This is a genomic window from Pseudomonas sp. p21 (assembly GCF_001642705.1).
In the GTDB taxonomy this organism is placed as follows: domain Bacteria; phylum Pseudomonadota; class Gammaproteobacteria; order Pseudomonadales; family Pseudomonadaceae; genus Aquipseudomonas.
This window is the reverse complement of the sequence record NZ_LWBV01000001.1, coordinates 299,844-323,750: the sequence shown is the minus strand read 5'-3', so window position 1 is coordinate 323,750 and position 23,907 is coordinate 299,844. Positions and strand designations below refer to the sequence as shown.

The window sequence follows — 23,907 nt, the reverse complement described above, 5'->3', positions numbered from 1 at the left end:
ACTTAAAGCCATGCGCAGGACCTGTAGGAGCAGCCTTGTGCTGCGAAGAGGCAATTACGGCAGAAGAACATCTGCTGCCCTACCGCCCTCTTCGCAGCACAAGGCTGCTCCTACAGGGTAATGAGGTAGCCTGAGTAATGGAGCAAGACAGTTGCTCCCCAGGTACCTCGTAGATCTCAAGCAATGTGAGCCCCCTGTGGAAGGAGCGCTCAGAGCGCCATGCGGTAATGCAGGCTGTAGCTCTCCACCCCATCGTTGGGCTGTTTGAGGCCCGCGTTGGAATAGTGAATCGCCCGCACGCCAATCTCATGCCCACCGGCAAAGCGCAAACCAAAGCCGATGCGGTCCTCGAACTGGAACGCCGAGCCCAGTTCGTTGTCTTCCAGTTCGGTGCTGGAGAATGCCGCCACACCGATCCCCGCCTCGATGTAAGGCTTCACCGACTCCCCGGCAAACTCATAGACGAATACCGGGGCGAACGACAGGCTGTGGTTGCTCGCGGTCTTGTCGCCATCCCAATAGGTATAGGCCCCATCCCAGTACCCGGTGAGGCGCCCCACGCTGGTCTGCCACCAGCTCGCCTCCCAATTCGATTGCAGCCCCAACCGGTAGACCATGGTCGAGTCACCGGTCTGCCCCACCGAAAACGAAACGTCGGCAGCCTGCACCGACAGTGAGTGCCCCAGGGTGAAGACGGCAGCCGCCGCCAAGCCAAGCAGCTTCTTCATGAGCAACATCCTTCTTTGCTGTTATTAGTGTCCGCCTCATGTCAGGCAAGGCGGTAGAAAACGGCAGCGGCACAGTAGTTCAGCTGCTTTTCACGCTTTTTTTTACAATGAAAAGCTTTGCACACTGCCGGACTTATGCCACAGCAAAGGTAGGATTTTTCTGAGAGATTGCGGATCGGCACTGGTCCAGAAGCGGGCATCCCGGGCCGGCCCATCGGCCAGCAGGTCATTCGCGCCCAGCAGCCGCTGCAGCTGGCGCGCCACCGCGGCGCCGGTGTCGATGATGGCCACGTCGGCTGGCACCATGCCGGCCAGCAACGGGCGCAGGAAGGGGTAATGGGTGCAGCCGAGGATCAACGTGTCGCAGCCAGCGGCCAGCAACGGCTGCACATAACCTTGCAGCAACTGGCGCAGCGCCGGGCTGGCCAGGTCGCCGGCCTCGATCAACTCGACCAGCCCCGGGCAAGGTTGGGTGATGACCTGTACGTCATTGGCAAAACGGTCGAGCAAGGCGGCGAACTTGGCGCTCTGCAGAGTACCGGTGGTGGCCAGCACACCGACCACGCCAGAGCGCGTGGCGGCGGCAGCGGGCTTCACCGCCGGCTCCATGCCCACCAGCGGCCAGCTCGGGTACAACTCGCGCAGGTCGGCCACCGCCGCCACCGTGGCGGTATTGCAGGCCAGTACCATGGCCTTGGCGCCCTGTTCATGGAAGAACGCAGCAATGCGCCGGAGACGCTCACGGATATAGTCTGGCGACTTCTCGCCGTAGGGTATGTGGCCGCAATCGCCCACGTACAGCAGCGTCTCGTTGGGCAACAGCCGCTGGATCTCGGCGAGTACCGACAAGCCGCCAACCCCGGAGTCCATCACGCCGACCGGCGCCGAACGCTCAGCCATCGCGCTTGCCGCAGACCGCACAAGCCGGGTCGCGCTTGACCCGCAATTCGCGGATACGGGTGCCGAGAGCATCGATCAACAGCAGGCGGCCGACCAGCGGCTCACCGAACCCGGCCAGCAGCTTCATCGCCTCCAGCGCCTGCAGGCTGCCTACCAGGCCCACCAGTGGGCCGATCACGCCGGCTTCGCTGCAGGTCAGTTCGGCTTCGCTGCCATGGCCGTACAGGCAGTGGTAGCAAGGGCTGTAGTCACGCCGCGGGTCGAACACCGACAGCTGCCCTTCCAGGCGTATCGCCGCACCGCTGACCAGCGGCTTGCCAGCCGCGACACAGGCGGCGTTGACCGCCTCACGGGTACCGAAGTTGTCGGAGCAGTCCAGCACCAGGTCGACCGCCGCCACGGCGGCCGCCAGCGAATCCTCGTCCAGCGCCTGGCGATGGGCGACCAGGCTGATTTCCGGGTTGATCGCCTGCAAACGCTGCAAGGCCGAATCGACCTTGCTCATGCCGACGCTGGCACTGTCGTGGATGACCTGGCGTTGCAGGTTGGTGAGGTCGACGGTGTCGAAGTCGGCCAGGTGCAGCTCCCCCACCCCGGCGGCGGCCAGGTACAGGGCAACTGGCGAGCCAAGGCCACCGAGCCCGACGATCAGCGCCTTGCTCTGCTTGAGCCGCAACTGGCCGTCAATATCGATCTGGGCCAGCAATACCTGCCGGCTGTAACGCAGCAGTTCCTGATCACTCAACATGGCAGGCGCCCCAGGGTAATGCGTTCATGACCGCCCAGATCCATGCGGCTGGCGACCTCGATGAAACCTTGTTCAGCCAGCAAGGCGCGCACCGCCGCTGCCTGATCGTAGCCGTGTTCCAGCAACAACCAGCCACCCGGCAACAAGTGCGCGGGGGCCTGGGCGGCAATTACGCGCAGGTCGTCCAGGCCATCGGCACCGGCCACCAGCGCGCTGCTGGGCTCGAAGCGCACATCACCGGCAACCAGGTGCGGGTCTGCGGCGGCGATGTAGGGCGGGTTGCTGACAATCAGGTCGAAACGCTCGCCGGCCAGGCTGTCGAACCAGTGGCTGAGCCGTACCTGGGCGTTCGCCAGGCCCAGGCGCTGGCGATTGCGCTCGGCCAGGGCGACGGCCTCCTCCACCCGGTCCACTGCGGTTACCTGCCAGGCCGGGCGATCACTGGCCAGGGCCAGGGCAATCGCGCCGGTGCCGGTGCCCAGATCAAGGACCTTGGCCGGCGTGGCAGGTTGCAGCTCAAGGGCGGCTTCGACCAGCAGCTCGGTATCCGGCCGCGGGATCAGGGTATGCGGCGCTACTTCCAGGTCGATCTTCCAGAAGCCCTGCAGCCCGAGAATGTAGGCGACCGGCTCGCCGCCACGGCGGCGCTGCAGGTAGCCGGCATAGGTCTCGGCGTCTTCGCTGCTGACGATTCGCTCGGGCCAGGTGTGCAGGTAGCTGCGCGACTTGCCGATGGCCGCGGCCAACAGCAGCTCGGCATCCAGCCGTTCGGTGGGCGATTCTGGCAACTGCGCGTTGCGCAGCAGGCTGGCGATGATGGTCATCAGTCCCCCAGGGCGGCCAGTTGATCGGCCTGGTACTCGGCCAGCAGCGGTTCGATCACCGCCTCCACGCCGCCGGCGAGGATGTCGTCCAGCGAGTACAGGGTCAGGTTGATACGGTGGTCGGTCACCCGGCCCTGCGGATAATTGTACGTGCGGATGCGCTCGGAACGGTCGCCAGAGCCGACCAGCAGCTTGCGCTCGGTGGCGATGGCGTTCTGTGCCGCGCTGGTCTGCATGTCGTTGAGCTTGGCCGACAGCCAGGACATGGCGCGGGCACGGTTCTTGTGCTGCGACCGCTCTTCCTGGCACTCGACCACGATACCGGTTGGCAAGTGGGTGATACGGATCGCCGAGTCGGTCTTGTTGACGTGCTGGCCACCGGCACCGGATGCGCGGTAGGTGTCCACGCGCAGGTCGGCCGGGTTGATCTCGATGGCCGCCTGTTCGTCCGGCTCGGGCAGTACCGCCACGGTGCACGCGGAGGTGTGGATACGGCCCTGGGATTCGGTCTCGGGCACGCGCTGTACCCGGTGCGCGCCGGACTCGAACTTGAGCTTGCCGTACACGCTCTCACCCTCGACGCGGGCGATGATTTCCTTGTAGCCGCCGTGTTCGCCTTCGTTCTCGGAGAGGATTTCCAGGCGCCAGCCACGCTTTTCGGCGTAGCGCGAATACATGCGGAACAGGTCGCCGGAGAAGATCGCTGCCTCGTCGCCACCGGTGCCGGCACGGATCTCGAGGAACACGTTGCGGCCGTCGTTGGGGTCCTTGGGCAACAGCATACGTTGCAGCTGCGACTCCAGCGTCAGCAGTTGTTCCTTGGCTTCACGCACTTCTTCCACGGCCATTTCGCGCAGGTCCGGGTCACTGTCCTTGAGCAGCGCCTGGGCACCTTCGAGGTCGTCCTGGACTTTGCGCCACTCTTTATAAGCAGCGTAGACCGGCTCGACTTCGGCGTACTCACGGGAATAGGCGCGAAAGCGCGTCTGGTCGGAAATGACCTCGGCATCACCGAGCAGTGCGGTGAGTTCTTCGAAGCGGTCCTGGAGGATTTCCAGTTTGTTCAGCAGCGACGCTTTCATTGCGGGGATTTGTCCGTCGAGCCCTCGTTGAGGGCAAAGAGTTCCTGGGCCATGGCCAGCGCATCGAGGCGGCCCTCGGCCGAGAGCCTTTTCAGTTGCACGCTTGGCGCATGCAGGAGTTTGTTGGTCAGCCCCCGGGCCAGTTGGGCCAATACGTCTTCGGGGTTGCCGCCGTTGGCCAGCAGGCGCTGGGCCTTTTGCAGTTCTTCGTCGCGCAGGCGCTCGCTTTGCTGGCGATAGGCCTTGAGCACGTCCACCGCGGCCAGCTCGCGCAGGCGCAGCATGAAATCTTCGGCCCCCACCGACACCAGCTCTTCGGCGGCCTGGGCCGCGCCCTGGCGGCTCTTGAGGTTTTCCGCCACCACGTCGTGCAGGTCATCGACAGTGTACAGGTAGACGTCGTCCAGCTCGCCGACTTCGGTTTCGATATCGCGCGGTACGGCGATGTCGACCATGAAAATAGGCTTGTGCCGGCGCTGCTTCAGCGCGCTCTCGACCGCGCCCTTGCCGAGGATTGGCAGCTGGCTGGCGGTGGAGCTGATGACGATGTCGCTGTTGGCCAGTTCCTGGGGGATGTCGGCCAGCAGTACCGCGTGCGCACCGAACTGCTCGGCCAGGATGCTGGCCCGCTCCAGGGTACGGTTGGCCACGACGATGCGGCGCACGCCCTGTTCATGCAGGTGGCGGGCGACCAGGGTGATGGTTTCGCCGGCGCCGATCAGCAGGGCCTGGCTACGGCCCAGGTCGCTGAAGATCTGCTTGGCCAGGCTGACTGCGGCAAACGCCACCGACACCGGGTTTTCGCCGATGGCAGTGTCGGTGCGCACTTGCTTGGCGGCGCTGAAGGTGGCCTGGAACAGGCGCCCGAGCAGCGGGCCGACGGTGCCGGCCTCACGCGCCACGGCGTAGGCGGACTTCATCTGGCCGAGGATCTGCGGCTCGCCGAGCACCAGCGAGTCCAGGCCCGAGGCCACCCGCATCATGTGCTTCACCGCCTCGTGCTCTTCGTGCACGTAGGCGCTGGCGCGCAGCTCGTCCAGGCTGAGGCGGTGATAGTCGGCCAACCATTGCAGCACGGCATCGGCGGACAGGTGGTCCTGCTCTATATAGAGCTCGCTACGGTTGCAGGTCGACAGGATCGCCGCTTCGCGGCTGGATGTCAGTCGGCAGAGCTGCTGCAGGGCGTCGACCAGCTGCTCTGGGGTAAACGCCACGCGCTCGCGTACGTCTACCGAGGCAGTCTTATGGTTGATACCAAGTGCAAGAAAGGCCATGCAAGGTCGCTGGTTGTGACGAGAAGCCGATAATTGTCCTCTTTCGCAGGTTTCAGGACAACCACCGTTCGCTATTGTCGTGATGGCAGGGAGGTGCATGTCTTGGGAGTTGGGGGGAGCCGGGGGTGTATGCCGATGGAGTTCGGGGGGGCCAGAAGGTGTATGCCGATGGAGTTGCGGCGGCGCGGAAATCGAGCGCCGCCCGCGCGGCGCATCGCGAGCGAAGCTCGCTCCTACATCTGTTTCGGGCCAGTATCGCCTGTGCCAGCGCGCGCGACCGCCTTGTTTGTCCCTCACGATATCGAGGTTGGCGCCAAGGGGCCGCGCGCCTCTGCCTCAGGAATAACTGGCCCGATACAGATGTAGGAGCGAGCTTCGCTCGCGATGCGCCGCGCGGGCGGCGCTCGATTTCCGCACCACCACACCCATCAAGGCAGGCACCCGGCACAACCAACATCTCCGGAACCCTTCCCCCCCGCCAAGGTCGCAGTTAACCAGCCACAGCACAGGTGGGTTTGCCCCCGCGCTTGTGTCATCATGCTCCGACCGCCGGTGAGTCCTCCAATAAGCCTTCTATGAACAAACCATACGCATTGCTGCTTGCCTTCGCCCTGCTCCAGGGCTGCCAGAGCCTGGCCCCGCAAAAGGCCGAGCCTCCCGTCGCCGAGGCCGGCAAGCCCGAGGCAGAAAAACCCGTAGTGTATGGCTCGTTCACGCAGGACACGCTCTATAGCCTGCTGGTGGCAGAGCTGGCCGGCCAGCGCAACCGTTTCGACATCGCCCTGACCAACTACACCGACCAGGCCGCGAAAACCCAGGACCCCGGGGTTTCCGAACGCGCCTACCGCATTGCCGAATACCTCGGCGCCGACGAACCGGCGCTGGACAACGCTCTGGTCTGGGCCCGCAACGACCCGCAAAACCTCGACGCCCAGCGCGCCGCAGCCATCCAGCTGGCCCGCGCCGGTCGCTATGACGACTCCATGGCGTACATGGAAAAGGTGCTTCAGGGCCAAGGCGACACCCATTTCGATTTCCTCGCCCTGTCCGCCGCCGAAACCGACCAGGGCACCCGCGACGGCCTGCTGCAAAGCTTCGAACGCCTGCTGGTAAAGTACCCGGACAACAGCCAGCTGGTGTTCGGCAAGGCCCTGCTGCTGAACCAGGACGGCAAGGCCGAAGAAGCTTTGGAACTGCTCGAGTCGCACCCGCCACAAAACGGCGAAGTAGCCCCGATCCTGCTGCGCGCGCGCCTGCTGCAAGCCCTGGACCGCGGCCCGGAAGCCCTGCCACTGCTGCGCGGGGCGATTCGCGACAACCCGGACGACAAGCGCCTGCGCCTGACCTACGCCCGTACTCTGGTCGAACAGGACCGCATTGCCGACGCCAAGGGCGAGTTCCTCAGCCTGGTCCAGCAATACCCCGACGACGACGAGCTGCGTTATTCGCTGGCCCTGGTATGCCTGGAAAACAAAGACTGGGATGAAGCCGAGGGCTACCTGCAGGAGCTGATCGAACGCGACAGCAACGTCGACGCCGCGCACCTGAACCTGGGCCGCATCCGCGAAGAGCGCCACGACCCCGCCGGCGCCCTGCGTGAATACGCCCTGGTCGGCCCGGGCCCCGACTACCTGCCGGCGCAACTGCGCCAGGCCGACATCCTGGTTGCCAACGGCCGTGGCACCGAAGCCTCGCGCCTGCTCGCCGAGGCCCGCGAAGCCCAGCCGGACTACGCCATCCAGCTATTCCTGATCGAATCGGAAAGCTACAGCAACAACAACAAGGACGCCCAGGCCAGCCAGGTGCTGCAGCAAGCCATCCAGCGCTACCCGGACGACCTCAACCTGCTGTACACCCGCGCCATGCTGGCCGAAAAGCGTGACGACCTGCCGCAGATGGAAAAAGACCTGCGCGCCATCATCGCCCGTGAGCCGGAAAACGCCATGGCCCTGAATGCCCTCGGCTACACCCTGGCCGACCGCACCACCCGCTACAGCGAAGCCAAGGCGCTGATCGACAAGGCCCACCAGTTGACCCCGGACGACCCGGCGGTGCTCGACAGCCTGGGCTGGGTCAACTACCGCCTGGGCAACCTCGACGAGGCTGAAACCTACCTGCGCAAGGCCTTTGCCAGCTTCCCCGACCACGAAGTGGCCGCCCACCTGGGCGAAGTGCTATGGGCCAACGGCAAGCGCCGCGAAGCCCGCCAGGTCTGGGCCAAGGGCTTCGAAGCCCAGGCCGACAGCCCCATCCTGCGCAAGACCCTCCTGCGCCTGACCGGATCCGAGACTCTTTAACGCCATGTTCCTGCGCCATTGCATTACCTTCACCCTGATCGCCCTGCTGGCCGGCTGTGCCGGCTTCGGTAGCCGCGAGGCCCTGCAGGGCCACGGCGACCCGCAGCAGTGGCGCGCCCATAAAGAGCAGCTGAGCAGCCTCGATGGCTGGCAGATCAGCGGCAAGGTCGGCATCCGTGCCCCGCGCGACTCCGGCAGCGGCACGCTGTTCTGGCTGCAACGCCAGGACTACTACGACATTCGCCTGGCCGGCCCGCTGGGCCGTGGCGCCGCTCGCCTGACCGGCCGCCCCGGCGGCGTGGTGCTGGAAGTGGCCAACCAGGGCCGCTACGAGGCCCCCAGCCCCGAAGCCCTGCTGGAAGAACAGCTGGGCTGGCAGCTGCCAGTCTCGCACCTGGTCTGGTGGGTGCGCGGCCTGCCTGCCCCCGACAGCAAGAGCAAGCTGACCCTGGACGGCGACAGCCGCCTGGCCAGCCTCGACCAGGATGGCTGGCAGGTGCAGTACCTGAGCTACACCGAACAGAACGGCTACTGGCTGCCCGAGCGCCTTAAGCTGCACGGCAAGGACATCGATGTGACCCTGGTGGTCAAGGACTGGCAGCCGCGCCAGCTGGGGCACTGATACATGCAAACCCTTACCCTGCCCGCCCCGGCCAAGCTCAACCTGTGGCTGCACATCATCGGCCGCCGCGCCGACGGCTATCACGAGCTGGAAACCGTGTTCCAGTTTCTCGATCACGGCGACGAACTGAGCTTCGCCTTGCGCGACGACGGCGTGATCCGCCTGCATACCGAGATCGAGGCGGTGCCGCACGACAGCAACCTGATCGTGCGTGCCGCGCGCAAGCTGCAGGAACAATCCGGCACGACGTTGGGCGCCGACATCTGGCTGAGCAAGGTGCTGCCCATGGGCGGCGGCATCGGCGGCGGCAGCTCGGATGCCGCCACTACCCTGTTGGCCCTCACCCACCTGTGGCAACTGGACTGGGACGAAGACCGCCTGGCCGCACTGGGCCTGAGCCTGGGCGCCGACGTACCGGTATTCGTGCGCGGCCACGCGGCATTCGCCCAGGGCGTGGGTGAACAACTGACCCCGGTCGACCCGGAGGAGCCGTGGTATGTCGTGCTGGTGCCGCAAGTGTCTGTCAGCACAGTAGAAATTTTTTCACATCCACAGTTGACACGTGATTCACTCCCCCTTAAGATGCGCCCCGTTCCCGAGGGAAACAGTCGAAATGACTGCCAACCGGTGGTAGAGCAGAGTTACCCGGAAGTTCGCAATGCGTTGAATTCACTGGGCAAATTCACTGAGGCTCGACTAACCGGTACTGGAAGTTGTGTGTTTGGGGCCTTCCCAAGCAAAGCCGAAGCTGATAAAGTTCTGGCCCTTCTTTCAGCGACCCAAACAGGGTTTGTGGCGAAAGGAAGCAACGTTTCGATGTTGCATCGCGAGCTGCAAAGTCTGGTCAAGAAGTCGAGCGCATAAGCGTTCGCAGCAACAGATACAGGGGCGTCGCCAAGCGGTAAGGCAGCAGGTTTTGATCCTGCCATGCGTTGGTTCGAATCCAGCCGCCCCTGCCATTTTCCTTATACTCATCCAGGTTACCCTCAGCCTTCAGGTACTGCGCGTGTCCAAGATGATGGTCTTTACGGGGAATGCCAACCCCGATCTGGCTCGGCGTGTCGTACGTCAGCTGCATATCCCTCTCGGTGACGTCTCTGTCGGTAAATTCTCCGACGGCGAGATCAGCACTGAGATCAATGAAAATGTCCGCGGTAAAGACGTATTCATTATTCAGCCGACCTGTGCCCCGACCAACGATAACCTGATGGAACTGGTAGTGATGGCCGACGCCTTCCGCCGCTCCTCAGCATCCCGAATCACCGCCGTGATTCCTTACTTCGGATACGCCCGCCAGGACCGCCGTCCGCGTTCGGCACGTGTAGCCATCAGCGCCAAAGTCGTCGCTGACATGCTCACTGTCGTAGGTATCGACCGTGTACTCACCGTCGACCTGCACGCTGACCAGATCCAGGGTTTCTTCGATATCCCGGTCGACAACATCTACGGCTCGCCCGTACTGGTCGATGATATCGAAGACCAGCGTTTCGAGAACCTGATGATCGTCTCCCCGGACATCGGTGGTGTCGTGCGCGCACGTGCCGTCGCCAAGTCCCTGGGCGTCGACCTGGGTATCATCGACAAGCGCCGCGAGAAGGCTAACCACTCCGAGGTCATGCACATCATCGGCGACGTCGAAGGGCGCACCTGCATCCTGGTAGACGACATGGTCGACACCGCCGGCACCCTGTGCCACGCGGCCAAAGCCCTGAAAGAACACGGCGCTGCCAAGGTTTACGCCTACTGCACGCACCCTGTCCTGTCGGGCCGCGCGATCGAGAACATCGAGAAGTCGGTACTGGACGAGCTGGTAGTGACCAACACCGTTCCGCTGTCCGCCGCTGCTCAAGCCTGTGACCGTATCCGCCAGCTGGATATCGCACCGGTTGTCGCTGAAGCGGTCCGCCGCATCAGCAACGAAGAATCGATCAGCGCGATGTTCCGCTAAGCGGAACACACGCTGACGAAAAGCGCCCCGCCCCAACACTGGTTGTTGGGGCGGGGCTTTTTTGCCATCCCCGTTGGCGCTGGTCGCAAACGCCCTCGGGGGGCTATTTTGGAGAAACAAAATGACCGAATTCACTCTGAACGCCCAAGCGCGTACTGACCTGGGGAAAGGTGCGAGCCGCCGCCTGCGTCACTCCGCCAACATCCCAGCCGTTGTCTACGGTGGTAACCAGGACGCCCAGTCCCTGACCATCCTGGCCAAGGAAATCACCAAGCTGTTCGAAAACGAAGCTGCCTTCAGCCACGTGATCGAGCTGAACGTTGACGGCGTCAAGCAGAACGTCATCATCAAGGCCATGCAGCGCCACCCAGCCAAGCAGTTCATCATGCACGCCGACTTCGTTCGCGTCGTTGCTGGCCAGAAACTGACCGCCAAGGTACCGGTTCACTTCATCAACGAAGAAGCCCCGGTCAAGAAAGGCGGCGAGATCTCCCACGTAGAAGCCGAGATCGAAGTTTCCTGCGAAGCCAAAGACCTGCCTGAGTTCATCGAAGTCGACCTGGCCAACGCTGAAATCGGCACCATCATTCACCTGTCGGACCTGAAAGCTCCGAAAGGCGTAGAGTTCGTAGCTCTGGCCCACGGTAATGACAAAGCTGTTGCCAACGTTCACGCTCCACGCGTTGCTCCAGAAGCAGAAGGCGCTGCCGAGTAATCCACTCGCGCGCCGGCGTTGATCGGGTTACAGTGCCGCGCGCCCTGTAACCCACCAACTCCAAGGAAGAGCCCCTGACGTGACCGCCATCCAGTTGATCGTCGGCCTGGGTAACCCCGGCCCCGAATACGAACAGACCCGGCATAACGCAGGGGCTCTTTTCGTTGAACGCATTGCCAGCGCCCAGCGCGTCTCGTTGACCGCTGACCGCAAATATTTCGGCCTGACGGCTAAATTCAGCCATCAGGGCAACGACGTTCGTCTGCTCATCCCCACCACCTACATGAACCGCAGCGGCCAGTCCGTGGCGGCCTTGGCCAATTTCTTCCGCATCAAGCCGGAAGCGATCCTGGTGGCGCATGACGAACTCGACCTGCCCCCGGGCGTCGCCAAGCTCAAGCGCGGCGGTGGCCATGGTGGGCACAACGGCCTGCGCGACATCATCGCGCAGCTGGGCAACCAGAACGACTTCCACCGCCTGCGGCTTGGCATCGGCCACCCGGGCGACGCCAAACTGGTCTCCAACTTCGTCCTGGGCCGCGCGCCGCGCGCCGAGCAGGAGAAGCTCGACGCCAGCATCGATTTTGCCCTCGGCGTGCTGCCGGACGTGCTTGCCGGCGACTTCGCCAAGGCGATGCGCGAGCTGCACAGCCAGAAGGCCTGATTTCCTTTAGAGAGGGGAATACCCATGGGTTTCAATTGCGGCATCGTCGGCCTGCCAAACGTCGGCAAGTCCACCCTGTTCAACGCCCTGACCAAGTCTGGCATCGCGGCGGAGAACTTCCCTTTCTGCACCATCGAGCCAAACAGCGGCATCGTGCCAATGCCCGATGCGCGCCTGAATGCGCTGGCTGAAATCGTCAAGCCAAACCGCATCCTGCCAACCACCATGGAATTCGTCGACATCGCCGGCCTGGTAGCTGGTGCTTCGAAAGGCGAAGGCCTGGGCAACAAGTTCCTCGCCAACATCCGCGAGACCGACGCCATTGCCCACGTGGTGCGCTGCTTCGAAGACGAGAACGTGATCCACGTTTCCAACAGCGTCGACCCCAAGCGTGACATCGAGATCATCGACCTCGAACTGATCTTCGCCGACCTCGACAGCTGCGAGAAGCAGCTGCAGAAGGTTGCCCGCAACGCCAAGGGCGGCGACAAGGACGCCCTGGCGCAGAAGGCCATCCTCGAACAACTGATCCCGCACTTCACCGAAGGCAAGCCTGCGCGCAGCCTGATGAAGAACATGAGCGCCGAAGACAAGGCGGTCATCCGCGGCTTCCACCTGCTGACCAGCAAGCCGGTGATGTATATCGCCAACGTGGCCGAAGACGGCTTCGACAACAACCCGCACCTGGACGTGGTCAAGGCCATTGCCGAGGAAGAAGGCGCGGTGGTGGTGCCGGTGTGCAACAAGATCGAAGCGGAAATCGCCGAGCTGGAAGATGGCGAAGAGAAGGACATGTTCCTTGAGGCCCTGGGCCTGGAAGAGCCTGGCCTGAACCGCGTGATCCGCGCCGGTTACGAACTGCTGAACCTGCAAACCTACTTCACTGCCGGCGTGCAGGAAGTACGTGCCTGGACCGTACGCGTCGGTGCCACCGCACCACAAGCCGCTGGCGTGATCCACACCGACTTCGAAAAAGGCTTCATCCGCGCTGAAGTGGTGGCCTATGACGACTTCATCCAGTTCAAGGGTGAGAGCGGTGCCAAGGAAGCCGGTAAATGGCGCTTGGAAGGCAAGGATTACATCGTCAAAGACGGCGATGTGATGCACTTCCGCTTCAACGTCTAAGCGGCAGCCTGCAACACCCACAACCCCCTTGAGGCCAACGCCTCAAGGGGGTTTGTTTTTTCTGGCAGTTGGCAAGCGGCCCGCGCCCACTGTGGGAGCGGCTTTAGCCGCAAAGAATCCAACGCGGTGCCTGGCACCGGCTGCGCCGGTGTTCGCGGGCATGCCCGCTCCCACAGGTACCGCGCACTTTCTGGACCTCGCATCAAACCTGTAGGAGCGGCCTTGTGTCGCGATAGGGCCGCAAAGCGGCCCCTGATTTCAGCATCTAAGCTGTGATTCAGCCCCCTCCGCTGGAAGCGCGCACCATGCCCGAAAAACCCCGCTTCGACTGGCAACGCTGGTTACCCGGCCTGGTCACCCTGCTCCACTACCAACCCGCCTGGCTACCCAAGGACATCGCCGCCGGCCTGGTGCTCACCACCATGCTGGTGCCGGTGGGCATCGCCTATGCCGAAGCGTCTGGCGTACCCGGCATCTACGGCCTGTACGCCACCATCATCCCGCTGCTGGCCTATGCGCTGTTCGGCCCCAGCCGCATCCTGGTGCTGGGCCCGGACTCGGCGCTGGCCGCACCAATCCTGGCGGTAGTGGTGCAGTACGCCGCCAGCGACCCGCAGCGGGCTATCGCCATCGCCAGCATGATGGCCCTGGTTGCCGGGGCGTTCTGCGTGATCGCCGGTTTGCTGCGCCTGGGTTTCATTACCGAGTTGCTGTCCAAACCGATCCGCTATGGCTACATGAACGGCATCGCCCTCACGGTGCTGATCAGCCAGTTGCCCAAGCTATTCGGTATCAAAGTCGATAGCCAGGGCCCCTTGCGCGACCTTTGGCAATTGGCCGAAGCACTGCTTGCCGGCCAAGGGCACTGGCCAAGCTTCGTGGTTGGCGGCGGCAGCCTGGCGCTGATCCTGCTGCTCAAGCCGTTCAAGCGCTTGCCGGGCATTCTCATTGCGGTGGTACTGGCCACGCTGGCGGTGAGCCTGCTAGGGCTCGACCAGCAAGGTGTGAAAGTGCTCGGCCAGTTGCCCCAAGGCCTGCCAACCTTCGTGTTTCCCTGGGTCACCGACATTGATCTGGTCGAGGTGGTACTGGGTGGCGTTGCCGTGGCGCTGGTGTCATTCGCCGATACCAGCGTGTTGTCGCGCTCCTATGCCGCGCGCATGAAGATGCCGGTCAACCCGAACCAGGAAATGTTCGGCCTGGGCGTGGCCAACCTGGCCTCCGGGCTGTTCCAGGGCATCCCTATCAGCAGCAGCTCGTCACGTACCCCCGTGGCCGAAGCGGCCGGCTCGCAGACCCAGCTCACCGGCATCATCGGTGCGCTGGCGGTAACCCTGTTGCTGCTGGTGGCGCCCAACCTGATGCAACACCTGCCCAACAGCGCCCTGGCGGCGGTGGTGATTGCCGCAGCGTTGGGCCTGTTCGAGTTTGCCGACCTCAAGCGCATCTTCCGCATGCAGCAATGGGAGTTCTGGCTGTCATTCACCTGCTTCGTCGGCGTGGCGGTATTCGGGGCCATTCCCGGTATTGGCATTGCCGTGGCGGTATCGGTGATCGAGTTCCTGTGGGACGGCTGGCGGCCGCACCATGCGGTGCTGGGCCGGGTGGATGGCACCCGTGGCTACCATGACGTGCAGCGTTATCCACAGGCCCGACGCATTCCGGGGCTGGTGCTGCTGCGTTGGGATGCGCCGCTGTTCTTTGCCAATGCCGAGCAGTTCCAGAACACGGTGATGGCGGCGGTGGATGCGTCGCCTACCCCGGTACAACGGCTGGTGATTGCGGCGGAGCCGGTGACCAGCATCGATATCACCTCGGCGGACATGCTGGCCGAGCTGGACCGGGCGCTGGAGGCGCGGGGGGTGGAGTTGCAGTTTGCCGAGATGAAGGACCCGGTAAAGGACAAGATGCGGCAGTTCGAGTTGTTCGAGCATATGGGGGAGAAGGCGTTTCATCCCACTGTGGGCGCGGCGGTGGATGCCTACCTGGCAGAGAGTGGGGTTGACTGGAAGCCCTAGGTTTTCCCTGCTGGCCTCTTCGCGGGCACGCCCGCTCCCACAGGTACAACGACAACCTTGAAGTTTGTGCGATCCCTGTGGGAGCGGGCGTGCCCGCGAAGAGGCCAGTACAGAAGAGCTAAACAGTCCGAACCCGACGCCGATCAATCCATATGAGCATGGCGCTAGCGTACACCGACACCGCCAGAAACAGCGCCATGCGCACGGCAAAGGCGCGGTACACATCCTGCCCGCCCGCGCTGTCCTGCACCGACTGCCCCAGCAAAATCAGCATGGTCGTCAGGCAACTCACCCAGTACGCCGGGCTTCGCCTGGTATCCACCGCACGGTAGAGCCTGCGCCCCTGCCAAAGGACGAACAGCAGTACCCACAGGAAAAACATCCACAGGTGCACGAACAGGCTCAACGCGCCCCACATCAGTATCGCCAGCAACCCGGCAAGCAAGGTCGAGCCGATCAGCTCGCGGCTGGCATGCCGCGCGCGAGTCTCGCCGGCCTGCTGCCCCAGGCTCACTGCCTTCATGATCAGCGGCATGTACTGGTCCGGGGCGATCAGCGCCAGCAAAAAGGCCGGCATCACGATCAGCGTGGCACGCAAAGCGACCCAGCTCACCTGGTCACTGTCGAGCAACGGTGGTGCCGGTGGCGCCGGCGCATTGGCCGGCTCGGGAAACAGCACATGCGCCGCCGCCGTGCCCAGCACCGCCAGCAGCATGCCTTTGGCCAGCGCTTCGACCACCGATAGCGCCAGGGTGAAGTCGCTGGTGCCTGCAGCAGCGATCATGGTCAGGCCGATGACCAGCAAATTGGCCAACAGGCCATTGCCGCCCTTCAGTGCATAACGCAAGGTCAGGAAAACTCCCACGCCCACCAGCAACACCCCACTCAGCGGGGCATGGCGCAATAGCGGAATCAGCAGCAGCCCGCTGCCACAACTGAGCAGCACCAGCACCGCCAGGGCCGGAGCCGCACGCAGGGGCAATGGCTGGCTGCGCATGGCTAGCAACAGCACCGCGAACACCGGCGCCAGGATCGGCACCGGCAGGCCGATGCCAAAACTCACCGCCAGGCACAGCGCCACGCCCCAGGCCAGGCGCAGGGCGCGCAGGCGTCGCAGCTCAATAGGCATACGACAGCCAGCTCATCAGCCACATGAACAGCCGGCCCAGCAGGTTCAATGGGTTGCCCTCGATGGGCAGGGCCATGACTTCGGCCTGGCCACCGACCCGCAGACCGGTCTTGTCCTGCAACTGGTCACGCTGCAGTTCAACGATCACCGGGAAGCGCTGCGCCGAGCGCAGCCACTCGCGGCTGTTCTGCACGGTCGGCAACGTACCCGGCGGGGTACTCTGGCCCACGCTCACGCCGTAGCCAATGCTGCGAATGCGCCCCTTCAACACCGTGCCGGGTAGCGCATCGAGCACCACCAGCACCGGGGTGTCGGGGCGCAGGCGGCCGAGGTTGTTCTCGGTCATGTCGGCGCTTATCCACACGTCATGGATGGCGATCAGGGTCATCATCGGGCTGCCGGCGCCGACATAGTGGCCAACGTCGGTGCGCAGGTCGGTGATCAGCCCGTTTGCATCGGCGCGTACCACGGTGCGCGCCAGGTCCAGGCGGGCTTTTTCGACATTGGCCGCTGCGCTGCGCAGCTGGGCGTTGTCGTCCTGCGCCCCGCCCTGCTGCTCACGGGCCCGCTCCACTTCGGCACGGGCTGCCGCCACCTGGCTGATGGCCTGGTCGCGGGTGGCCTGGGCGCCCTCCAGGCGGCGCACCGACACCGTGCCGGGGTCTTCATCGATCAGGCGCTTGAGCCGCTCGGCATCCTGCCGCGCCTTGCGCTCGTTGGCCTGGGCCGCCACCAGTGCCGCCTGGGCCGAGTCGATGCCGGCGGTGTGGGCGCCGATCTGCCGGCGTACCGTGTCCAGGTCGGCTTCGGCGCGGGCCAGGGCGATGCGGTACTGCTCCTGGTCCAGCTCGAACAGCACATCGCCCTTGCGTACTTCCTGGTTGTTGCCCACCGCCACACGCTTCACCTGCCCGGCCACCTCGGCACTCACCGGCACCACGTAGGCCTGCAGGCGGGCCTGCTGGGTGTAGGGCGTGAAGCGGTCGGCCAGCAGGTACCACAGCAGGCTCACGGCAATCAGCAGCAGCACCCAGCGCATGCCGCGATCGGGGGCTGGCGGGGTTGGCGTTGGCGTGGCGTCGCTCATTTCGGTTCACCTTGTGCATGTGCGCTGGGGGCTGGCTCGTCGAGCAGATCGCCCCAGTCGGTGCGTTGCTGCATCTGTTGGCGCGTGGCCGGGTCGATCGGTGCGCGGCTGGCGTCCCAACCGCCGCCCAGGGCCTTGTACAGCGTCACCAGGCTGCTAACGGCATTGCCGCGGCTGACCAGGTAGCCGTCCTGTTGCTGCAGCAGCAGTTGCTGGGCGTCGAGCACGCGCTGGAAGTCGGCAAAGCCTTCGCGGTACTGCGAGCTGGCCAGGTTCAGCGAGCGCTGCGCGGCTTGCGAGGCCTGGTCGCGGATACTTGCACTCTGCAGCGAGCGCACCAGCCCGCTGGCAGCATCGTCGGCCTCGCGCGCGGCCTCGCGCACGTCCTGGTGATACAACTCAATCAGTTGCTGCAAGCGGGCATCTTCCACGCGCACGGCGTTCTTGCGCCGGCCATAGTCGAACGGGTTCCAGAGCAGGCTGGGGCCGGCGGCGAGGTCGAAGGTATCGGGCAGGTGATTGGCCGTGACGAAGCTCCAGCCAATGCTGCCCAGCAGGCTCAGCTGTGGATAAAGATCGGCCTCGGCCACCCCGACCAGCGCCGACTGCGCCGCCACCGCCTGTTCGGCGGCGCGGATGTCCGGGCGGCGCTGCAGCAGGCTGGCAGGCACGTCCTGCAGCACGGCACGGTCCGGCAACGGCAGCTGGCCGTGGCCTGCATCCAGCTGCGGCAGCGGCCCGGGCGACCTGCCGAGCAGCGAGCACAGCACGTTGCGCAGGGCATTGAGCTGGTTCTGGAACTCGGGGATGGTAGCCTGGGTAGCCAGGTACTGGGTGCGCGCCTGTTGCCAGTCGAGTTCGTCGTTTTCGCCATGCCGGAACAGCCGCTCGGTTATCTCCAGGCTGCGCGCCTGACGGCGGGCGTTTTCCTCGGCGATATCCAGCCGCGCTTCAGCGGTGCGCAGGGCAAAGTAGGTGTCGGCCACCTGCGCACGCAACAGCAGCATGACATCGGCGTAGTTGGCCTGGGAGGCGAAGTAGACGGCGTCGGCGCTTTCGATGGCGCGGCTGAAGCGCCCCCAGAAGTCGATTTCCCAGCCGATGTCGAAGCCCGCGCTTGATTGCCAGAACACCGAGTCGCGAGCGGTGGCGGTACCGGACTGATCCTGTTTCAGGTACAGGCTCTGGGCGCGCAGTTGCTGCAGCTGTGGATAACGCCCGGTCTGCACGATGGCCAGCTGGGCACGGGCTTCGGCAATACGTAAGCCAGCCACGCGCAGGTTGCTGTTGTTGGCATCGGCCTCGGCGATCAAGGCATCCAGGGCCGGGTCGGCGAACACGGCCCACCACTGGCGCAGGTCGGGCGCTGCGGCCTGCCGCCCGGCCTGCTCCAGCAGCGGGGTGTTCCAGGTGCCCAGCCACGGGTCCTGCGGCGCCTGGAAATCCGGGCCGACCTGGGTACAGCCCACCAACATGGCAGCCAGGCTCAGTGCACAACCATGGAAGGGTCCGGGCATGGCGGGCCTTGGCTTACGCCGATGGCTCGACGGGGTTTTCCGGCACCTGCAGCGCCACCCACTGCCAGAACAGCACGTAGGTGACGCCAAGGATCACCGGGCCGATGAACAGGCCAATGATGCCTTTGACCACCATGCCGCCCAGCGCCCCGATCAACACCACCGGCATCGGCACGTCCACCCCGCGCCCCAGCAGCAGCGGCTTGAGCACGTTGTCGGCAAGCCCGGCGACAAAGCTGTAGATGGCGAAGATGATGGTCGCCACGGTAAAGCCTTCGACGTTGAATATGTAGATGATCACCGGCACCGTGATCAACGTGGCCGGCGCCTGGGCAATCCCCAGCATGAGGATGACGATGGCCAGCATCCCCGCCCCCGGTACCCCTTTGATGACGAAGCCGACACCGATCAGCAGCATCTGGATGAAGGCAATGCCGATCACGCCCTGGGCCACCGCGCGAATGGTGGCGGTGCACAGCTTGGCCAGTGGCTTGCCACGCTCCTCGCCCGACACCCGCATGGCAATGCGCTGCGCCGCGATTTCACCGCGGTCACCAAACGCCATGATGATGCCCGAGACGATGATCGCCGCGATGAACAACAGGAACGCCCCCCCTGCACTGGCTGCTGCACCCAGCACCGTGCGCCCGGCGCCCTTGAGCTGGGGCATCCACTGGTTCAGCACACCGGCCATGTTTTCCGAGGCGGCCAGCCACAGGGCATGCACCTTCGGCCCGATCAATGGCCAGGCCGCCACCGAATCAGGAGGTGCCGGCACGCTCCAGGCACCGCTCTTGAGCAGCGTCACCAGGCTGTCCACCGATTCGCCGATGGACATCACCACCAGGTAGATCGGCACCAGCAGCACGACCAGTACCAGTACAACGACCAGCGTCGCCGAAAGCCCGTCCTTGAGCCCTGTGCGGCGCTGGATGCGGCAATGCAACGGGTACAAGGTTACCGCCAGGATCACCGACCACAGCATCAGCTCCAGGAACGGCTGGAACGTCTGGAAGGCGAACATCACCAGCGCCGCCACCAGGCCGGCCTTGATGAGCACATCGAGCAAGCCCCGCGACAGGCGGCTGTCCAGCTTGATACCCGGTTGCATGCTTCACCTCCGAACTCAGGTGCGCCATGTGGCGCGATTCAGTGGCCCGTTTCAGGGCTTGCCTGGGCTGGGCTGTCGTCACGCAACTGCCGCGCCAGGGCCATCATTACCAAGGGCACCACCGCCATCGACAAGGTGATGGCCAGCACCAGCAGGTCATGCACCTGCTGCGCCAGCACCTGATGGTCGAGTGCCAGCTTGAACACCACGAAGGCAAACTCGCCGCCAGACGCCAGCACCACGCCCAGGCACAGCGCCTGGGCCTGGTTGAGCCCACCGGCCATGCGCCCCAGGCCATACAGCAGCGGCAGCTTGATGACTACCAGCAGCAGGGTCAGCGCCAGTACCAGCAACGGCATGCCGAACAGCAGGCGCAGGTCGGCACTCATCCCCACGCCAACGAAGAACAGCCCCAGCAGCAGCCCCTTGATGGGTTCGATCTGGGTTTCCAGTTCATGGCGGAAAGGCGAATCGGCCATCAAGACGCCCGCCAGAAATGCCCCCAGCGCCATGGATACACCCACGTGCTCCATCACCCAGGCAGTGCCCAGCACCACTAGCAAGGCGGTAGCGGTCGACAGCTCGGGCAGGCCCGAACCGACTGTCCATTTGAAGACAGGGGTCAGCAGGTAGCGGCCAAAGATAATCACCACACCTATACCAGCCACCACCGCCAGCACCGGCCAGGCGCCTTCGTCGGCGGTACTGACGTCACCTCCGAGTAACGGCACCACGGCAATCAGCGGGATCGCGGCAATGTCCTGGAACAACAGGATCGCGACGGCCAGGCGGCCGTGCGGCTTGCCCAGGTCCTTGCGCTCGGCCAGAACTTGCAGGCCAAACGCGGTGGACGACAGCGCCAGGCCCAGGCCCAGCACGATGGCAGCCTGCTTCGACTGGTCGAACAGCCAGTACGCCAGCAGGCCAAGCACTATGGCGCTCAGGCCCACTTGTAGCGAGCCGATGCCGAACAGCGCCCGGCGCATGGTCCACAATCGCCTCGGCGAAAGCTCCAGGCCGATGACGAACAGCAGCATCACCACACCCATCTCCGACAGGCGCGCCACGTTATCCGGGTTGTTCAGCAGGCCAAACACCGACGGCCCTATCAGGATGCCCGCCAGCAGATAGCCGGGCACTGCCCCCATTTTCAAACGCTGCGCCAGCGGCACCAGAAGCACCACGGCCAGCAGGAACACCACCGTCGCCTGCAACAGGCTGCCGTCATGTGGCATAGGCTCGCACCCTCCGCTGCTCCCCGCAGGGAAGGATCAGAAACGCTCTTCGACGACTTTGAACGGGTAGTTCACGGCCTTGTATTTGCCGATCTTGCCACGCCTGGGCAACTTCACTACCTCGTCGCGGGTAATGTCCTTGTAGGGAATGCGCGTCAGCAGATGACTGATGATGTTCAGCCGGGCACGGCGCTTGTCGTTGGAATGGGCCATGAACCACGGTGCCCAGGACGAATCGGAGGCGGCGAACATGTCGTCGCGGGCCCGGGTGTACTCATCCCAGCGGGTGTATGACTTGAGGTCCATCGGCGACAGCTTCCACAGCTTGCGGCCATCGTTGATGCGGTCCTGCAGGCGGCGGGTCTGCTCTTCGGCGCTGACCTCCAGCCAGTACTTGATGAGGATGATCCCCGACTCGACCATCATCTTTTCGAACAGCGGCACCACGGTGAGGAACTTGTTGCTCTGCTCTTCACTGCAGAAGCCCATCACCCGCTCGACACCGGCGCGGTTGTACCAGCTGCGGTCGAAGATCACGACCTCGCCCGCGGCAGGCAGGTGGCCCAGGTAGCGTTGTACGTACATCTGGGTCTTTTCCCGCTCGGTCGGTGCCGGCAGCGCTACCACACGGAATACTCGCGGGCTGACACGCTCGGTAATGGCCTTGATGGTGCCACCCTTGCCGGCACCATCGCGGCCCTCGAAGACAATGCACACCTTCAGGCCCTTGGCCACCACCCACTCCTGCAGCTTCACCAATTCCACATGCAGATGCTTGAGTTCCTTCTCATAGGCCTTGCCGCCCAGTTTTTCCGGCTGGTTCCTGGGGTCTTTCTTCCTGGACGACTTCGACATGGCACTCTCCTGAGGGCGAATGAAGAGTCAGTATGGTCGATCCATGGCGCTTTGCCGCTTCGCTTGCAGATTTCGCAGGCCTGGTTCTATCTCATTGATTCTGCGGGGCTGGTGAGTGTTGCGGGGAGGGTGTGGGAGCGGGTTTACCCGCGAAGACGTCGATAGTTTCAATGACGCATTCGCGGGTGAACCCGCTCCCACAGGGTATGCGGTGCCTTCAAGGCCGGATTACTTGGCCAGCTTGTTGTAGCTGGTCATCAGGTTGCGGTAGTCCGGAATATGGTTGGAGAACAGGGTCCCCAGCCCTTCGATGTCATTGCGCCAGTCCCGGTGCAGCTCGCAGGCCACGCCGAACCAGGTCATCAACTGCGCCCCGGCCGCCTCCATGCGCCGCCAGGCCGAGTCACGGGTCAGCTCGTTGAAGGTGCCGGAGGCATCGGTGACGACGAATACCTCGAAGCCCTCCTCCAGCGCCGACAGTGCCGGGAAGGCCACACACACTTCAGTCACCACACCGGCGATCAGCAGCTGCTTCTTGCCGGTGGCTTTGACGGCCTTGACGAAGTCCTCGTTGTCCCAGGCGTTGATGTTGCCAGGGCGTGCGATGTACGGGGCGTCGGGGAACTGCTCTTTCAGTTCGGGCACCAGCGGGCCGTTGGGGCCGGTCTCGAAACTGGTGGTGAGAATGGTCGGCAGCTTGAAGTACTTGGCCAGGTCCGACAGGGCCAGGACGTTGTTCTTGAAGCGGTCTGGGTCGATGTCCCTTACCAGCGAGAGCAGGCCAGTCTGGTGGTCGACCAGCAGCACGGCAGCGTTGTTCTTGTCCAGACGCTTGTATTGGAAGGCCATGACAGTTCTCCTTGCTTCAGCGGGTTGGGTGTATCAGCGTAGGCAAGGATGAGGGCTGGGGGGGACCGTCAGTCGGTTAGCTCGTTGTTGGCTGTACCGGCCTCATCGCCGGCAAGCCAACACAACCACTGTGTCAGTACTCACGCCGCTTGCGAAACGCCCAGCGCCCCACCAGCACGGTGAAGGTCGCCACCAGGGCCGCCAGCACCCAGAAACCATGGGGGTTTTCCGCCAGCGGCACACCACCGACGTTCATGCCGAAAAAACCGGCGATGATGTTGATGGGCAGCGCCAGCACGGTTACTACGGTCAGGGTGAACAGGGTGCGGTTGGTCTGTTCGTTGAGCTTGGCGGCGATTTCTTCCTGCAGCAGCTTGATTCGCTCACCGAGGGCGGTGAGGTCGCTGATTACCAGGGTGAACTCTTCGGTGGCCGCGCGCAGCTGGCGTATGTCCTGTTCCTGCAACCAGTCGGGCGGCCGGTTGAGCAAGCGCAGCAGCGCCCCCGGTTCCAGCGCCAGCAGGCGCTGCAGGCGCACCAGCACCCGGCGCATGCTGCCCAGTTCGGCGCGGTTGTCGCTCAGGCGCTGGGACAGCAACTGGTCTTCGATGCGGTCGACGCTGGTGGTGGTTTCACGCACGATCTGGGTCAGCACATCCCCCTGGTCGCGCAACAGATGGACCAGCAACTCGATGGGCGAATGAAAGCGCTCGCCATGCTTGACCGACGAGCGCAGCTTGTCCACCGAATGCAGCGGTTGCAACCGCGCGCTCACCAGCAACTGGCTGCTGGCGCAGGCCCACAGGGTGGAGATGTCCGAGGACACCAGCCCGAAGTTGAACACCACGTCGTTGACCACCGCCAGCAGCGCCGAGTCGGCGTGTTCGATGCGGGTCGAGCGCGAACCTTCGCGCAGGGTTTCGAAGAAGGCTTCGGGCAACTGCAGGTGGGTGCGCAACCAGCGCTCGCAGGCGGCGTGGGCCAGGTTCAGGTGCACCCAGAGGAACTCGCCAGGCTCCAGCGGCTGGCCAAGCTTGCGCAACAACTGCGCCGAGTCGATTTCACGCCCCGGCTGGCCAGGGCGAAAGGCGAAGGCGTAGAGCAGGCCGAACAGGTCGTGGTCCTGTGGCAGGTGCAGCGCGGGATGGCCCATTCGAACTCGCAATGAGGCACAGGGGA

General features: G+C 64.2%; 22 protein-coding genes and 1 tRNA gene. 9 read left to right on the top strand and 14 right to left on the bottom strand.

Annotated elements, in window-relative coordinates; genetic code table 11:
- Positions 1-209: 209 nt before the first annotated feature.
- The 6 genes from A4C63_RS01580 to hemA all read right to left on the bottom strand — a co-directional run bounded on the left by A4C63_RS01580 (position 210) and on the right by hemA (position 5,556).
- Positions 210-728 (bottom strand): acyloxyacyl hydrolase, encoded by a 519-nt coding sequence (locus tag A4C63_RS01580; protein ID WP_063911226.1) that lies wholly within the window; start codon positions 726-728, stop codon positions 210-212.
- A gap of 102 nt (positions 729-830) precedes the next feature.
- Complete coding sequence (murI, locus tag A4C63_RS01575) at positions 831-1,628, bottom strand: glutamate racemase (protein ID WP_063911225.1); 798 nt, start codon at positions 1,626-1,628, stop codon at positions 831-833.
- Complete coding sequence (locus A4C63_RS01570) at positions 1,621-2,376, bottom strand: molybdopterin-synthase adenylyltransferase MoeB (protein WP_013970911.1); 756 nt, start codon at positions 2,374-2,376, stop codon at positions 1,621-1,623. Before A4C63_RS01570 ends, murI begins: the two co-directional genes overlap by 8 nt.
- A complete protein-coding gene (prmC, locus tag A4C63_RS01565; RefSeq protein WP_063911224.1) occupies positions 2,370-3,200 on the bottom strand; it encodes a peptide chain release factor N(5)-glutamine methyltransferase in 831 nt (276 codons plus the stop codon). Before prmC ends, A4C63_RS01570 begins: the two co-directional genes overlap by 7 nt.
- Positions 3,200-4,282 (bottom strand): peptide chain release factor 1, encoded by a 1,083-nt coding sequence (gene prfA, locus A4C63_RS01560; RefSeq protein WP_013970909.1) that lies wholly within the window; start codon positions 4,280-4,282, stop codon positions 3,200-3,202. The genes prmC and prfA overlap by 1 nt, the downstream gene beginning before the upstream one ends.
- On the bottom strand, positions 4,279-5,556 hold the full coding sequence (gene hemA, locus A4C63_RS01555) for a glutamyl-tRNA reductase (RefSeq protein ID WP_063911223.1): 1,278 nt from the start codon (positions 5,554-5,556) through the stop codon (positions 4,279-4,281). The genes prfA and hemA overlap by 4 nt, the downstream gene beginning before the upstream one ends.
- A 575-nt stretch (positions 5,557-6,131) precedes the next feature.
- Between hemA and A4C63_RS01550 the strand changes: the two genes are divergently transcribed.
- From A4C63_RS01550 to A4C63_RS01510, 9 genes are all read left to right on the top strand, one after another.
- The gene (locus A4C63_RS01550; protein ID WP_063911222.1) at positions 6,132-7,853 is read left to right on the top strand and encodes a tetratricopeptide repeat protein; all 1,722 of its coding nucleotides are present in this window, start codon (positions 6,132-6,134) and stop codon (positions 7,851-7,853) included.
- A gap of 4 nt (positions 7,854-7,857) precedes the next feature.
- Positions 7,858-8,475: a lipoprotein insertase outer membrane protein LolB gene (gene lolB, locus A4C63_RS01545; RefSeq protein ID WP_063911221.1), complete on the top strand. Its 618-nt coding sequence runs from the start codon at positions 7,858-7,860 to the stop codon at positions 8,473-8,475.
- A gap of 3 nt (positions 8,476-8,478) precedes the next feature.
- On the top strand, positions 8,479-9,339 hold the full coding sequence (gene ispE / locus A4C63_RS01540) for a 4-(cytidine 5'-diphospho)-2-C-methyl-D-erythritol kinase (RefSeq protein ID WP_063911220.1): 861 nt from the start codon (positions 8,479-8,481) through the stop codon (positions 9,337-9,339).
- A gap of 20 nt (positions 9,340-9,359) precedes the next feature.
- Positions 9,360-9,434, top strand: a tRNA-Gln gene (locus A4C63_RS01535).
- Between the two features lie 47 nt (positions 9,435-9,481).
- The gene (locus A4C63_RS01530; protein WP_003247410.1) at positions 9,482-10,423 is read left to right on the top strand and encodes a ribose-phosphate pyrophosphokinase; all 942 of its coding nucleotides are present in this window, start codon (positions 9,482-9,484) and stop codon (positions 10,421-10,423) included.
- 121 nt (positions 10,424-10,544) lie between these two features.
- Complete coding sequence (locus A4C63_RS01525; RefSeq protein WP_063911219.1) at positions 10,545-11,138, top strand: 50S ribosomal protein L25/general stress protein Ctc; 594 nt, start codon at positions 10,545-10,547, stop codon at positions 11,136-11,138.
- Positions 11,139-11,217: 79 nt separating this feature from the next.
- Positions 11,218-11,802: an aminoacyl-tRNA hydrolase gene (pth, locus tag A4C63_RS01520; protein WP_008099045.1), complete on the top strand. Its 585-nt coding sequence runs from the start codon at positions 11,218-11,220 to the stop codon at positions 11,800-11,802.
- Between the two features lie 24 nt (positions 11,803-11,826).
- The gene (gene ychF / locus A4C63_RS01515; protein WP_063911218.1) at positions 11,827-12,927 is read left to right on the top strand and encodes a redox-regulated ATPase YchF; all 1,101 of its coding nucleotides are present in this window, start codon (positions 11,827-11,829) and stop codon (positions 12,925-12,927) included.
- A gap of 305 nt (positions 12,928-13,232) precedes the next feature.
- Entirely contained in the window at positions 13,233-14,945 is a 1,713-nt protein-coding gene (locus A4C63_RS01510; protein ID WP_063911217.1) for a SulP family inorganic anion transporter, read from the top strand.
- 118 nt (positions 14,946-15,063) lie between these two features.
- Here the strand turns inward: A4C63_RS01510 and A4C63_RS01505 are convergent, their stop codons facing one another.
- From A4C63_RS01505 to A4C63_RS01470, 8 genes are all read right to left on the bottom strand, one after another.
- A complete protein-coding gene (locus A4C63_RS01505; RefSeq protein WP_063911216.1) occupies positions 15,064-16,074 on the bottom strand; it encodes a DUF2955 domain-containing protein in 1,011 nt (336 codons plus the stop codon).
- Complete coding sequence (locus A4C63_RS01500; RefSeq protein WP_063911215.1) at positions 16,064-17,161, bottom strand: HlyD family secretion protein; 1,098 nt, start codon at positions 17,159-17,161, stop codon at positions 16,064-16,066. Before A4C63_RS01500 ends, A4C63_RS01505 begins: the two co-directional genes overlap by 11 nt.
- Positions 17,158-18,678: an efflux transporter outer membrane subunit gene (locus A4C63_RS01495; RefSeq protein WP_063911214.1), complete on the bottom strand. Its 1,521-nt coding sequence runs from the start codon at positions 18,676-18,678 to the stop codon at positions 17,158-17,160. The genes A4C63_RS01500 and A4C63_RS01495 overlap by 4 nt, the downstream gene beginning before the upstream one ends.
- A gap of 13 nt (positions 18,679-18,691) precedes the next feature.
- Positions 18,692-19,789 carry an AI-2E family transporter gene (locus tag A4C63_RS01490; RefSeq protein WP_063911213.1) on the bottom strand — a complete coding sequence of 366 codons (1,098 nt, stop codon included), beginning with the start codon at positions 19,787-19,789 and terminating at the stop codon, positions 18,692-18,694.
- A 38-nt stretch (positions 19,790-19,827) separates the two neighbouring features.
- Positions 19,828-21,024, bottom strand: coding sequence for a monovalent cation:proton antiporter-2 (CPA2) family protein (locus tag A4C63_RS01485; RefSeq protein WP_063911212.1), 1,197 nt, complete (start codon positions 21,022-21,024; stop codon positions 19,828-19,830).
- Positions 21,025-21,060: 36 nt separating this feature from the next.
- The gene (ppk2, locus tag A4C63_RS01480) at positions 21,061-21,879 is read right to left on the bottom strand and encodes a polyphosphate kinase 2 (protein ID WP_063911211.1); all 819 of its coding nucleotides are present in this window, start codon (positions 21,877-21,879) and stop codon (positions 21,061-21,063) included.
- Positions 21,880-22,107: 228 nt separating this feature from the next.
- Complete coding sequence (gene ycaC, locus A4C63_RS01475; protein WP_010951959.1) at positions 22,108-22,728, bottom strand: isochorismate family cysteine hydrolase YcaC; 621 nt, start codon at positions 22,726-22,728, stop codon at positions 22,108-22,110.
- 133 nt (positions 22,729-22,861) lie between these two features.
- Complete coding sequence (locus A4C63_RS01470) at positions 22,862-23,881, bottom strand: transporter (RefSeq protein ID WP_063911210.1); 1,020 nt, start codon at positions 23,879-23,881, stop codon at positions 22,862-22,864.
- Positions 23,882-23,907: the final 26 nt, after the last annotated feature.